The 13,085-nt window shown below is 71.0% G+C and carries 12 protein-coding genes and 2 pseudogenes; 7 read left to right on the top strand and 7 right to left on the bottom strand.

All coding sequences use genetic code 11. The annotated features are described in order from the left end of the window. The first annotated feature begins 461 nt into the window (after positions 1-461). Positions 462-1,244 carry a hypothetical protein gene (locus ACWGR4_RS30265; RefSeq protein WP_452131921.1) on the top strand — a complete coding sequence of 261 codons (783 nt, stop codon included), beginning with the start codon at positions 462-464 and terminating at the stop codon, positions 1,242-1,244. Positions 1,245-1,494: 250 nt separating this feature from the next. Here ACWGR4_RS30265 and ACWGR4_RS30260 read toward each other — a convergent pair whose 3' ends face one another. Continuing rightward, positions 1,495-1,566, bottom strand: coding sequence for a hypothetical protein (locus tag ACWGR4_RS30260; RefSeq protein ID WP_452134278.1), 72 nt, complete (start codon positions 1,564-1,566; stop codon positions 1,495-1,497). Beyond that, on the bottom strand, positions 1,563-1,817 hold the full coding sequence (locus ACWGR4_RS30255) for a hypothetical protein (protein ID WP_452131938.1): 255 nt from the start codon (positions 1,815-1,817) through the stop codon (positions 1,563-1,565). The genes ACWGR4_RS30260 and ACWGR4_RS30255 overlap by 4 nt, the downstream gene beginning before the upstream one ends. 329 nt (positions 1,818-2,146) lie before the next feature. On the opposite strand from ACWGR4_RS30255, the pseudogene ACWGR4_RS30250 reads away from it, so the two are divergent. Continuing rightward, positions 2,147-2,434, top strand: a pseudogene (locus ACWGR4_RS30250) (hypothetical protein); the annotation flags it as partial. A gap of 546 nt (positions 2,435-2,980) precedes the next feature. Here the strand turns inward: ACWGR4_RS30250 and ACWGR4_RS30245 are convergent. Continuing rightward, positions 2,981-3,190: a hypothetical protein gene (locus tag ACWGR4_RS30245; RefSeq protein ID WP_452131939.1), complete on the bottom strand. Its 210-nt coding sequence runs from the start codon at positions 3,188-3,190 to the stop codon at positions 2,981-2,983. Positions 3,191-3,384: 194 nt separating this feature from the next. Next, positions 3,385-3,507 (bottom strand): hypothetical protein, encoded by a 123-nt coding sequence (locus ACWGR4_RS30240; protein ID WP_452131922.1) that lies wholly within the window; start codon positions 3,505-3,507, stop codon positions 3,385-3,387. Positions 3,508-3,901: 394 nt separating this feature from the next. On the opposite strand from ACWGR4_RS30240, the gene ACWGR4_RS30235 reads away from it, so the two are divergent. The 3 genes from ACWGR4_RS30235 (at position 3,902) to fxsT (ending at position 7,938) form a co-directional block, all read left to right on the top strand. Then, a complete protein-coding gene (locus ACWGR4_RS30235; protein ID WP_452131923.1) occupies positions 3,902-4,225 on the top strand; it encodes a hypothetical protein in 324 nt (107 codons plus the stop codon). 118 nt (positions 4,226-4,343) lie between these two features. Further along, the gene (locus ACWGR4_RS30230; protein ID WP_452131924.1) at positions 4,344-4,733 is read left to right on the top strand and encodes a hypothetical protein; all 390 of its coding nucleotides are present in this window, start codon (positions 4,344-4,346) and stop codon (positions 4,731-4,733) included. Between the two features lie 835 nt (positions 4,734-5,568). Then, positions 5,569-7,938: an FxSxx-COOH system tetratricopeptide repeat protein gene (gene fxsT / locus ACWGR4_RS30225; protein WP_452131925.1), complete on the top strand. Its 2,370-nt coding sequence runs from the start codon at positions 5,569-5,571 to the stop codon at positions 7,936-7,938. Positions 7,939-8,430: 492 nt separating this feature from the next. Here fxsT and ACWGR4_RS30220 read toward each other — a convergent pair whose 3' ends face one another. The 3 genes from ACWGR4_RS30220 to ACWGR4_RS30210 all read right to left on the bottom strand — a co-directional run bounded on the left by ACWGR4_RS30220 (position 8,431) and on the right by ACWGR4_RS30210 (position 11,672). Next, complete coding sequence (locus tag ACWGR4_RS30220; protein WP_452131926.1) at positions 8,431-9,912, bottom strand: serine/threonine-protein kinase; 1,482 nt, start codon at positions 9,910-9,912, stop codon at positions 8,431-8,433. A 449-nt stretch (positions 9,913-10,361) separates the two neighbouring features. Continuing rightward, on the bottom strand, positions 10,362-10,586 hold the full coding sequence (locus ACWGR4_RS30215; RefSeq protein ID WP_452131927.1) for a hypothetical protein: 225 nt from the start codon (positions 10,584-10,586) through the stop codon (positions 10,362-10,364). Positions 10,587-10,748: 162 nt separating this feature from the next. Further along, a complete protein-coding gene (locus ACWGR4_RS30210; RefSeq protein WP_452131928.1) occupies positions 10,749-11,672 on the bottom strand; it encodes an endonuclease domain-containing protein in 924 nt (307 codons plus the stop codon). A 328-nt stretch (positions 11,673-12,000) separates the two neighbouring features. Between ACWGR4_RS30210 and ACWGR4_RS30205 the strand changes: the two are divergent. Together ACWGR4_RS30205 and ACWGR4_RS30200 are read left to right on the top strand one after the other, a co-directional pair. Beyond that, positions 12,001-12,459: pseudogene (locus tag ACWGR4_RS30205) on the top strand (protein kinase domain-containing protein); the annotation flags it as partial. 65 nt (positions 12,460-12,524) lie between these two features. Then, positions 12,525-12,863 carry a hypothetical protein gene (locus tag ACWGR4_RS30200; protein WP_452131929.1) on the top strand — a complete coding sequence of 113 codons (339 nt, stop codon included), beginning with the start codon at positions 12,525-12,527 and terminating at the stop codon, positions 12,861-12,863. Positions 12,864-13,085: the final 222 nt, after the last annotated feature.

Below are 13,085 nucleotides of genomic sequence, written 5' to 3'. Positions count from 1 at the left end.
TCTCCCGGCGACGTCGCGAGGGCTCCGCCGTCACCGTAGGCAGCGACGGCCCTCGGGGCGCACCGGACGCGACGAACCCGCCCATGAGCCGGACCCCTGCCCGCGGTCCCGGACCTTAGGGTCCGGTGCCCGGTGTGAGGAGGAGGTGGTCGAGCGATCGGGCGTCGTCGTGGGTCCCGTTGTGGGGTGAGGCCGACGGGAGTGTCACTCCGATGCGGGCGGGGGAGGCCCCGGAGCGATCTCGACGGGTGCGTCGATGCCAGTGGCGGCCGGGGAAGGTGCGGTCGTCGACCCGGCGTTCGACGTGGCCTCCGGTGTGTGTCGGGGTCATCGGTGATGATCGTTCCCGTGACCGATCCTCGGGTGCCCGGTGCCCCGCTCGCCGATTTCGACGCGTACACCCGGGCGGTCGCCGCCGTCTTCGCGGCGGACGACGCCCGTCGCAGGGGGTGGGGGCCCGATTGGCCGAGGACGTGTACAAGACGTTGGTGTACGCGATCGAACGGTACGAGCACGAGAACCTCGAGGAGGTCCTCGCCGACCGACCCCCGCGTCCACCGGTCGAGGACGTCCTCGCGGGTGCGGGCGTGCCGGAGGGGCCGCCGACCCGGGGGCCGGACGGTGCCTGGTCCGTGAGGCGGCGGGTCTCGGATGCCTTCACGGGGGCGACCGCGGCCGCGGTGTTCGGGGCCGGGCCCGCCGGATGGGACGAGTGGGTCTATGCGCCCGCCGTCGGCGTCGGCCCGCTCCGGTTCGGCATGACCGTCGACGAAACGGTCGAGGCGGCGGCCGGGACACCCGGCCGGACGAGCGTCGGCGACTGCGCGCCGGGCCGCACGACCTTCTCCCGGACGTGGAGGATCGAGGTCCGCCGCCGCGAGCCCGCTTCCTCACCGCCCGCGGTCACGGCGTACGTCAGCCGGGCTGCGGGGCTGTTCTGCGTCGCCGTCGACGCCGAACACGGCCCCCAAGTCGCCTACGACGGAATCGCGCTGGTCGGCAGGGACCGAACGGAGCTGGAGAACGAGGCGATCGCGTACGCCCGGACACGGGGCGTCTGGCTTCGCTACTCGCACGCGGGCTACGCCGGACCGGACGATTCCGGGATCGTGATGTGCGAGCAAACGGTCGGGTCGGTCATGCGATCGCGCCCGTTGTTCATGGTCACGCGCGACGGCGCGAACACCGAATGGGACTCGCTCCCCTCCGAGGAGTACCCGGGCAACGGCGATCCCCTGGTCTGACGTCGTGGGGCGTCACCCGCCCACGATGGGACGGTCGACCACGCGAACGACGGGCTCCGACCGCCGCGCACCACCCGCTTCGACGGCGCGAAAGTCGCCGACGCCGTCGACACCGCCGTGATGGAACGCGTCTATCGCAGGCCCCGGGTCCTGGACCCGAGGCGCGCCCGGGGCGGGCGGTTGTCGCGTGCCGGGGACACGGTCCGGTCCTTGCCGATGTGGCCGTGCCTGCGTGCCCGGTGGCGGGGGTTCAGTCGGAGTTGGACCAGACCAGGATGCCGGGGCCGAACTCCGTGGTCACCGGGACGTGTGCCTCGCTCATCTCCTCCATGCGGCTCTCGTCGACGACGATGCGGTCAGGTCGTCGCCGTAGAGGGGTGACGGTTCGCTGGTCGCGGGGATCCGGATCATGGCGACGGCCGCGCGCAGCGCGGGCAGGTGTTCGGGAATGGACGCCATCGCCACCGGCGCGCTGCGCAGCCGGTTCACGAACAGGTCCCACTCGCTGCCCCGCGCTACACCGGACGTGTGCCGGTCCCGACCGAGGGAGGACCCGCGTCGATACGTCGGCACGCGGACAACCCCTCGGTCCAAACCGGTCCCGCAGCGCCGACCCACGACCCGGCGCGGGGTCCTGCCGGTGGTCTCCATCGGTCCGACGCGAAGTCGTCGGTGCTGTCGGCTCCGTGTCGGGGTCGGGCGCTACGGTGCCCGGTCGTGGACGTCAACGATCTCGACTTCCGGGCCCGGACGCGGTCCGGCTGCGTTCCGCCGGAACTCGCCTCGCGGTTGCTCGAGCGAGGCCGTGCCGACGTGGTGGAGGCGCAGGCCGGGCGCGGGCAGTGGTTCTGCGCGTTGGCGTGGGCAGGGGCGCTGGGTGATCGGGGCCGGGAGGGCGATGCGTGGGAGGTTCTGGCCCCGTATGTGGCAACGGGTTGGTGGACGGCCGTCGTCGGCGCGGCCGGGTTGCTGGAGGGCTGGGGCCGGGTCGACGAGGCGATCGACATCACCCGCAAGCGCATGGAGGCCGGGCACCCGATGGCCTTGGATGCCTATACGAGGCTGCTCGCCCGGCACGGCACGGACGGGCAGCGGAGGCGATCGTCGTGCTGCGCGCCGGGGCGGATGCCCGCCCGGGCGACGACTGGATTCTCCACGCCTTGGCCGAGCTGTGCCTGGACCGGGGCCGCCCCGCCGAGGGCTTGGCCCACCTCGACGCCCTCCGGGCTCGACGTGGGGGCGAGGACGAGTGGGAGCTGTACCGGATACGGTTGCCGCTGATGGCCGCCCGCGGCGGCATCGACGAGGCGGTCGCACACGCCCGCGCCCACCCCGAGGGCGACACCCGGTACGCGGCGGAGGACATCGCACGCCTGCTCGCCGGCGCCGGGCGCACCGAGGAGGCCGTCACCGTCCTCCGGGAGCACGACCGCGGGAACGGCCACGACCTCGCCTGTCACCTCGTCGACCTCGGCCGCGTCGAGGAGGCCCTGGCCGTCGTGTTGCCCACGAGCCCCCCCGCCGGCGCTCGTGCCGACGACGCGCCTGTGGTGCGACGAGCCACCACGCTGAAGCCCCGACCGGGCGCCGGCGATGACCACTGCCGTAGTCGACGGTGGCCCTCATGCCGGCCGGAACCTGCCCCGGCGCGGCCGGCGTCCGGTGTGTGGTGCGGCGTATGCCGGGGCCGTCGTCACGTTCCCGACGCCGCGTACGGATACATGGTTCGCGTGGTTTCAGATGCCTCTGATGGCACCGCTCGAATGCCCGCAGGGACATACGGTGCGCAGGCTGATGACCCGCTCGTCGTCACGAAAGACGCCCGCGTACCGGATCGGGCTTCCGCATACCCTGCAGTGCACCTCGGGCAGTTCTCCGCGGGTCATGCCGATCATGATCTCTTCGAGGATCTCGCGGTCGCGTCGTTCCTCGGCCGAATCCGTCATGAATGCCCGCCCATCCCGGGGTCGAAGTACGCCGGATCGCCCCGGCCCGCTCGCGGCGTTCCCGCGACGAGTGTCCCGTTCCTCGTGGGTGGGTGTCAGTTCCAGGGATCGGCCTGGGGGTCTTCTCCGAACATTTCGGCTGCGGTGATGCACAGGTCCGTGCCGTAGTGCTGGTTGCTGCCCCATGTGGAGCCCTACAGGTCGGTCGCGGCCCGGGCCACGGCGCGGAAGGTGTACTCCTCGTCGACGCGCCACACACGCACCTGAGCGGCCATCTCGTGCGTCAAGGTCGTCGGTTGCCCGGGTTCGTGTGTCATGCCGCCGACGATAGGCGCACCGTGCGGAAGGCGGCCATCGGGTTTCGTGCCGACCCTCCCGAGCACCGAGGGCGGGGGCTCGTGCCGATGTCGGTTTCGCAGTCCATGTGGTGGAGCGTGGGACGTGGGGTGTGTGGGGCGGGTGGACCGGGAGGCGTGATGACGCGGGACGGCAGGGCCGGGGACGATCGCGAAGTCTCGTGAGCGGCCGGGCCCGCAGGAGCGTGCGGAGTTCGAGGAGCAGCTCGCGAACCCTGAGGTGGCGCGGGTTCCGAAAAGGCCGCGCTCTGCGGCGTACCCATGCAAACTCCACCCTTGGGACCGTCGAGGACCGGGAGATCGAAATCAGGGGATCGGAGCGTGTGCCCTCGCACGGCGCTGCCTCGAGTCGTCGGTGGCCGAATCCCTCGCGGCCGTGGCCGACCGGGTCGGTGCCGGCCCCGGCGGCCGACTCGACGTACGGCGGCAACTCGCGATCGGGCCTGCGCCCGCGACGCGGTTCGTGCCGGTGCCGTGGCCGGAAGAGGGACCTCTCCACCTGGGCACCCACGCCGGCGCGGAGGCCGCCGCGTTGATCCGCGACGACCTCCTGGAGGCCGTGACCGGTTCGACCGATCACACCGCCCATGGCGTGTGGTGGGCCGTCGCCCGCCACGAGGCCGGTGCCGCGGATGGACCCACGTTCGGCAATGCCGCAGTGTGGCGCCGGCCCGAGTGACGCGTCGGCCGCCGCCGGTACCCTTCCCGGGCCAGTGTGCAACCGGCTCGACAGCCCCAGGTGTCATCGTGAAGAGTTCGCACACCCGCCGGCATCCCGAGAGAGTGAGGAATCGGTCGTGACCAGACGCGCGGCGGACCCGAACGAGCAAGCCCGCGAATCGTGGGAGCGCGGACTGAGGCTCCTCGACTCCTCCGACGAGGAGGAGCGCTTCCAGGGCGTCATGAACATCGTCCACGCCAGGGAGATGGATCCCGCGTGTCGACCGGATGCCGACGAGGTGCTTCGCGACTTCGCCGCAGGCCGTCGGCGGCGCCGGTTGCCCGATCGGCTCGCCGTGCGAGCGGCTCGCCTCGCAGTACGTGGCAAGGACCCCCTGGACGCCTACCGCGGCAACCCGGCGGTCAGGTTTTGGCGGACGTGCACCATGCAGGAGAAGGCGATGGCCGGGGCAATGGCGCTCCTGGGCCTGATGATGATCGTGATCGGTGTCCAAGCCCTCCTGTGAAGCCCGCCTGCGCGTCCGGGTGCCCTGTCCCGGCTGTTTTGAAGGGTCTTGTCAGTTGATCTCGTGTTGACCGTTGGGTTTGCAGACCGGCCACCCCGACATCACCGTGGTGTACGAGTACTGTCCCTAGGCAGGCAGCGGACCGTCACCGCGACACGGCCGTGCGCCGAAGGCCATCTGGGCCGTGTATATCCGGCGTCTTGCCAGGCTCGGTCGGGGCCCTGACATAGCCGTTGACTGCACCCGATCAAGCTCCGGCCTCCGGCTCGACCCGGTCCGGCATGCCTGCTCCGCTCCCGGGTTGTCCGGCAGAGTCGGGAGTGAGACCGGTGTGCCGCAGCTACGCGAGTACGGTCCCTGATCGTGTTGCGGAAAAGGGGACTTGATCATGTGTCTGGGGCGAGCATGGAAGCATGACGGTCTGGCGGCGGGTGTGTTGGTGGGGACTTGCCGGGCTGGCTTCCGCCACTGCGGTCGGTCTGCTGGCGTGGGTGGCCACCGCCCATCCCGAAGGCTCCGATCAGGCATGGGGCATCGCCGGGTCGATGGCCGGCGTCGCGGCGCTGGGGGTATCGCTGTGGCAGTTGCGGGCGCTGGTCACGGGCACCCCGTCTGCGAGTGGAACTCCTGCACAGGCGCCAGCGCCGGTCGAGCCGGTGGTCGGTGAGCGGGGGGCGATCGTGGCGCGGGGAAGGGTGACGCGTTCCTCGACCCGGTACACCGGCCCGCGCCCTCCCTCGGCAGGGACGGCGGGCGGACCTGCGGGGTTGGTGGGCCGCGACGGTGCGATCGTTGCGGGAGAAGACGTCGAGGACTCGGACGCGGAGTACGGTTCGTGACCGAGGCCGGTGGCGCGGCGCCGGAGCCGCCAGCGGCGGCCGCCGGGCTGCACGGTGCCAGCGGCGCGATCGTTGCAGGCGGCGACGTGGTCTCTTCGTCGACGCAGTACGTCCAGGCGGAACAGGCGTTCGTGCTTCCATCAGAGGCGTATGCCCCGATCCCGGACGATGCTGCAGCGTACGGGGTGTCGAATATCGCCTCCGGGCTTTTCGTGGGCCGCAGCGCCGAACTGGGTGCTTTGGACGAAGCGTTCACCCAGCCGGGCGAGGTCGTGGTTCACGCCGTGTACGGCCTGGGTGGGGTCGGCAAGTCGGCACTCGCCGCGCACTGGGCGGCCGGACGACGCGAGGCGGTGCGCTGGTGGGTCACCGCCGACACCGCCGCCGGGGTCGACGCCGGGATGGCGGCGCTGGCGCGAGCCCTGCAGCCCGGACTGACCGGTCTACCTGCCGAGTTGCAGATGGAACGCGCGGTGGCCTGGCTCGCCGGGAGCCGCGACCGGTGGCTGCTCGTGCTGGACAACGTCGAGGACCCTGCCCACATCCGCCCGCTGTTGGACCGGGTGCCCGGCGGTCGGGTGCTGGTCACTACCCGCCGCGCGACCGGCTGGCACCATCACGCCACCGCCATCCGGCTGGACGCCCTCCGACCGGACGACGCCGTCGACCTGTTCACCAGGATCCTCACCCACCGCAGCCCGCGCGACGCAGGCGGCACTGACGCGCTGTGCGAGGAACTCGGTCACCTGGCGCTGGCTGTCGAACAGGCTGCCGCGTACTGCGCCGAGACCGGCATCAGTCCACACGCCTACCTCGACATGCTCGCCCGGTGGCCCGCAACGATGTTCGCCGCCAACACCGAGGGCAGCGACTCCGCGCGAACCGTTGCGCGCATCTGGCGCCTGACGCTCGACCGCCTGGCCGGCATGCCTCTGGCCGGGCAGGTTCTGCGCACCCTGGCCTGGTACGCACCCGAGAACATCCCGCGCGACCTCCTCGACACCCTCGCCGAGCCCCCCGAGCTCGCGGCTGCGGTCGGCCGGCTCGTTGCCTACAGCATGGTCACTGACAACCACGACGGCACCCTCACCGTGCACCGCCTTGTGCAAGCCCTCGCCCGCACGCCTGATCCCGACGACCCCCACCGGCAAAGCCACGACATCGACCACGCCCGCGACACCGCCACCGCACAACTTGCCGACGTCTTCCCCGGTGACGCCTACAACCCGGCGAACTGGCCGCTATGCCAGACGCTCCTTCCTCATACCGATGCCCTCACTCGGCACCACACACCCGACCACGACACCGCCGACACCGCCGACGCCCTCGTCCGCGCAGCCGCCTACCAGTGCGGACAAGGCGCACTTACCCCCGCCATCCAAGCCTTCCAGCGCGCCCTCCACGCTCGGGCGCGGGTGCTAGGTGGGGACCACCCCGACACCTTGACCGTGCGCAACGACCTCGCGCGCGTCTACACGAAAGCGGGCGACCTGGACTTTGCGGTCCCGCTGCTCCAACGGACTCTCCACGACCGGGAACGGCTGCTAGGCGGTGATCACCCCGATACTCTGGCCTCCCGCGACAGCCTCGCGAGCGCGTACAGCACGGCGGGCGACCTGGATCTCGCGATCCCGCTGTACGAACTCAACCTGGCAGACCGGGCGCGGGTGTTGGGGAGCCATCACTCGGACACCCTGGTTTCCCGCAACAACCTTGCGCACGCGTACAGCGCAGCGGGGGATCTGGACCGTGCGATCCCGCTGTACGAACTCAACCTGGCGGAACAGACACGGGTACTGGGGGACGACTACCTGGGCATTCTGGATTACCGCAACAACCTCGCGTACGCGTACAGCGCAGCGGGGGATTTGGACCGTGCGATCCCGCTGTACGAACTCAACCTGGCGGACCGCGCGCGCGTACTGGGCGAGGATCACCCAGAAACCATGCTCTCCTGCAGCAACCTCGCGCACGCGTACTGGTCAGCGGGCGATCTGGACCGCGCGATCGAGATGCTTCTGAAGACCCTCGCCGATCAGGAACGGGTACTTGGCAACGAGCACCCTGGCACCCTAATCTCCCGAAGCAACCTGGCCAGCATCTATACCCTGACGGGCGATCTGGACCGCGCAATCCCGATGCTTCTGAAGACCCTCGCGGACAGCGAACGGGTGCTCGGCGACAAGCACCCTGACACTCTGGTCTCCCGCAACAACCTCGCGGGTGCCTATGAGTCGGCAGGCGACCTGGACCGCGCGATCCCGCTATACGAGCGGACCTTGGCGGACTGCGAGCAGGCGCTCAGTGTGGGCCATCCGACGACCGCGGCGGTACGGGCGAACCTGGAGCGAGCACGGTCCGCATAGGTGGACCACGTCGGCCTGAATCGGATGGGTGGGACCGTTGACTACGAATAGCTGGCGAATCCGTCAGACAGGTCGCAGCCGCGAGCCGTTCAAGCGAAGGCTACGCGTGCGATCCTCGTGACTCACGTCCCTCTGAGTACTGATCTGTACTACATTCCCGCCACACCAAGGAATGGCACGTTCAAACCGAACTGACAGTGCAGATAACGCGGGAGATCCACCTGTCGTTGTCCGGACCCGACGGATGTCTTCAAGCTGCCGGTGGCCGCGGTGGTGCCCCTGGGGCGGGAATCGCCCGTCCGCGCCGGTGGAAGCCGGTATTGCGAACAGTCCGGCCGGGGATGGCCTCGAGGCGTCGACGCGACCGGCCCGGGACCCGTCGTCGAATGGTGGCAGAGCGAGCGGAGCAGTCTGCGACGACACGACTCGGGAGCACCCGGGTGCCGTTTCAGGGTGATGTACCGGGTGTTCCCGACGGTGGGGGATGTCCGCTTACGGGTCGGGGATGTCGTCCCGGTCGCGGTAGAGCCGTCCGGCGTGACGCGGCAGCGCGGTCCGCAGCCGTTCGGGGTCGATCATCATGAGCCTGTTGCCGACGGGTCCGTAGACGACGTGGCCGCCGTCCGCGCGCTTCGATACACCGTGTCTGGTCGTCCACTGGGGCGTGGGGTGACGAGACGGAAGAAAGTGGGCGATCAGCACGCTTTTGCCGTTCTCGTCGATGTCCACAGTGATGTGGTCGACGGCGTCCCAGCGGACCGAGAAGGGGATCCTTTGCGGGCCGGTTCGGGACGGCACGGTGCGCGTCACGGTGAGGCCCGCACCATCCAGTGTGACGACGTCGGGAACGGTGCTGTACCCGAACCCCAGGCAGACTCCCAGGAACGCCCCGAGCACCGTCACGAGGAGCACACCGAAAACGGTGTCCGATCCGTCGGGTTCGCCGGAGAGACCCTCGATCATCGCGAACACGGCGGCAACGACGAGGGCGTACATGCCCCCGTGCAGGGCCGCGTTTCCCACGATGGTCCACCGCCCGTTGACGATCGTCGTGGGGCCGTCGGACGCGACGACGCGGGGCCGGGTGGTTTCCGGGGTGTTGCCGCGGCCGGGCACGGGGGCGGCGATCGGCCCGCCGGCGGTGACGACGCGGTCGAGGGTGCTCCGCAGGGCCGCTTCGACGTGGCCGGCGGTGGCGGGTCGGGCGGTGGGTGGCTTGGCGAGCAGGTTCCGGATCAGGTCGTCGAGTTCGTGGGGCGCGTCGGGACGCAGGGCACGCAGGCGGAGCGGGGCGTGGTCGAGGTGTTGGTACATCAGCGCGGCGTCGGTCGGGCCGGGGAAGGGCGGCCTGCCAGCCAGGAGGGTGTGCAGGGTGGCGCCGAAGGCGTACAGGTCGGTGTGGGCGCCGACCTGCTCGCCCCGCCACTGCTCGGGGGCCATGTACGCGGGTGTGCCCACCACGCCGCCCACGGTGGTCAGACGGGTGGCGGCCTCGGCGTAGCGGGCGATGCCGAAGTCGCAGACCTTCACCGCGCCGCCGGTCGTCAGCACGAACTTGGCGGGTTTGATGTCCCGATGGACCACGCCGTGGCGGTGTGCGTGCGCGAGTGCCGCGGCGGCCGGGATCATCAGGCGCAGCGCGAAGTCGACGGGCAGCCCGGCGGGGTGGTCGGCCAGCAGCGCGGTGAAGTCGTGACCGGTGAGCAGTTCCATCACGAAGTACGGACGGTGTCCGTGGACGCCGATGTCGTGCACGACGGTGATGCAGGGATGCTGCAGCGCGGCGGCGGTGCGGGCCTCCTGCCGCAATCGTGCGGTCAGCGCGGGATCGACGTTCGGATCGGCGAGGACGATCTTCACGGCGACCGGACGGTTCAGATACTGGTCGAGGGCGCTCCACACCTCGCCCATGCCCCCGCTACCCAGGCGGGCGTACAAGCGGTATCTCCCGCTCAGCACCGTGTCGGGTTCCACGCCGTTGCCGCCTCTCCCCGAACTGCCGTGGTCCGTACGCCCCCCGCGCACGCGGACCGCCCACGCCCGAGGGCGGGCCAGCCGCGCCGCGATCCGCGGGGGGTCTCATGGTCGCCCGTCGGGACCGACGTTCGCAGGGGAACGCGTCTCCCGGCAATCGGACGTGCCCACGAAACGGGACCGCATGCCGGCACCGATCCTTCCGCGCGGCGAGTCCGGCGGTCATCGGGGCGATCGTGGGTTGCGCGCACCACCGGGCGCAGCCTCACCCTTCGCCAAATCCTCGACGGTTTCCGGAACACCCGACGTGGAGCCACCACGACGCGAAGCCCTCGAAGCAGCCGGGGCTGCGCCCACGCGCCGGATTCTGCAACTCCGGTCCCGGTGCGTGCTGTTCACCCGAGTGGACGGACCCGATCGGAGTGCGAGGGCGAGCGGGGGATTGCGTGCTAGGGCGCCGAGGGCACCGTGACGGCGAAGCGCAGGATGGTGACGATCGGGACCATACGGCTGATTCCGTGGCGTTGGACGGCTCCGGGCCCGGCGAGGTCGACGTCGCGGCGGTCGCGTTCCTCGCGCACGGGTGAGGAGCCGGGTCCGTAGAGGTCGCGGCCGATGGCGCCGTTCACGGTCGACCGCAGTTCGCGTCGGCACGCGGCGGAGAGCCGAGACACCTCCGTCTCGGCGTGGTCCGCGTGTCGCACGAGATACGCAACGGCGCGATCCGCGACGAGGACGCCGCACCGCTGCCCGGTTCCCCGGCAACTCGTGCGCGCCGATCCGGGCGCCCGGACCCGGCCCGCGGCAGTCGGCCCGCCCGATGCCACCGACGCGGCTCAGCCTGATCGCCGGGCCTGCCAACACCGGAACAGTTCGCGCCAGTTCCGGCGGGCCTTGCCGAACGTGCTCCAGCGTGGATCGGCCGGCGCCGTGCGAAGGTCGTCGACGGCGATCCGCACCGCCAGGTCCAGCCACTTGGCCGCGTACATCGTCCCGATCAGATCTCGTAGCGCCTCCCTCGACTGCGGGAGGCGGGTGACGGAGCCCCAGTGGGCGGCGCGGATCTGCTCCGGGGTGAGCTCGCGGCTGAGGAGGACCGGCACCGCCAGCTCGACGAAGTCACGACACTTCGCCTCGTGGTGGCTCATGTCCACCTCTCCCCGGAGCGCGCGGTACGCCTCGCCGGCCCCCTCGGTCGCGTGGTGGGTGATCAACCCCCTGGGCACCGGCGAGTCCACGCCGTCGTCCGGCTCCCACGCCAGGGCGATCCACCGATGCGGCGGAGGCACGGGCCGGATCAGCAGCCGGGCGAGCACCCGCTCGGCTTCCGCCTTGTCGGGCAGCGGGCCGGACCCGGTCCACTCGGTGGCGCGGCCGAGCGGCGTCGCGGTCACATCGGCCCAGTACACACACGGCGTCACCAGCCGATCGTGCGCGCGCCGCAGCCGCTCGACGTACCGGGCCTCGCTCAGCCCCAGATAGTCCAACTCCCGGCGATACGCGCCCATCGTGATCGTCTTGTTCCTGCGCAGCGCGCGATGCAGATCGCCCGCCAGGGTCTGGAACCCGCGTTCCGGCGGACGCACCGCGGCCTCCAACGACCCGAGCGTCGCGTTGCATCGGCGACAGAGCGCACCGCGTACCAGGCCCGTGTCGTGATCGTGGTCGACCACCACCGCGACTCCCGGGCAGAGCATGCAACGGGGGTGCTCGGCCAGGTAGCGATCCTTGGCCTGCGACGACATCGACGCGTGCCTCATCCGTGCCTCCCTCGTCCTCGCGGTCGACCGTCGTCGATCCGCGGAGTGTCCCGGCTTCCAGGAGACGAGAAGTCCGCCGCGGATACACGCGTTTGCGCGATTTCCGCACGGCCCGGGCCCGGAGAAGTATCCCGCGTCGTCGGACGACGCCACGCGCCCGCCTTCTCGACCGAGCCCGGGTGACGTCCGTGGTTTCGGTCCCTTCGCGGGTGGGGGTGTGGGATGTTCGGTGGTGCGTAGCGGTCGGGTACGGGTGGTGTTGTTCCGGTGACGGGGGCGGGGCACGGTGGTGGCGTTCGCGCTGTTGGAGGCGGGGGATCCGGAGCGGATCGGCCGGTACCGGATCGTGGGGCTGCTGGGCCGGGGCGGCATGGGCCGGGTGTACCTGGGCCTGTCGTCGGGTGGTCGCGCGGTCGCGGTGAAGGTGGTGCGGGTCGAGTTCGCGGACGATCCCGGGTTCCGGCGCCGGTTCGTGCGCGAGGTGGAGGCGGCCCGGCGGGTGACGGGGTTGTTCACCGCGGCGGTGGTGGACGCCGACCCGCAGGGCACGCCGGCGTGGCTGGCCACCGCGTACGTGCCCGGCACGTCCCTGGAGGTGGCGGTGGCCGCGCACGGCGCCTGGCCGGGCAGGGCCGCGATGGCGCTGGGTGCGGCGTTGGCGGAGGCGTTGGACGCCATCCACCACGCCGACCTGGTGCACCGCGACCTCAAGCCCTCGAACGTGCTGTTGGCGGCGGACGGGCCGCGGGTGATCGACTTCGGCATCTCCCTGGCCGCCGAGTCCACCACGCCTTCCTGATCGTCGCGATCGCCGGCGCGGGGATCTCCGGGTTCTTCTGCCTCGGTCTCTTCGTGTACACCAGGGCCTGCAAGCCGGTCGCGGAACGGCGACATCGACTCGCGGTTCCGAACAGGGCCCCCTGGTCGCTGCGCATCGGCCCGGGCGGCATCACGACCGCCGACAACTTCCACCGCACCATCGCCTGGGACCGGATCAAGACGATCGGCATCGAGCCCGTACGGCCCGCCCTGCTGCCCGAGCTGTACGTCTACCCGGGACTGCGCGTCCACCTCGTCGACGACACCAACGCCACCCCCCTGCGCCCCGCGGGATGGTTCTACTCCGGCGAGATTCCCAGGATTCCCGCGGGCAGGGGAGGGGTGTCCCGGTGTGCGTCCTCGGTCCACTGACCGAACGTCAGCACTTCGAACTCACCGAGGCCCTCACCCGCCACGCCGGCGCCCGGTGGAACCCGAAACTCGGACTCCAAGGCGCGAACCCCCTCGGCCGCAAAGGTTCCGACCGGCAGTGACCTGTGGGGGCGTAGGCGCGACAGACCCCGGGCTCGGCGCGCCGGGCCCGGGACCCCAACGCCCGTCCATGTGCGCGGCAGTCGACCACCGGCCGGTCGT

Source organism: Embleya sp. NPDC055664, from assembly GCF_053618075.1.
Note: the sequence above shows the minus strand (reverse complement) of the source record. Positions and strands in the feature narration are given on the sequence as shown.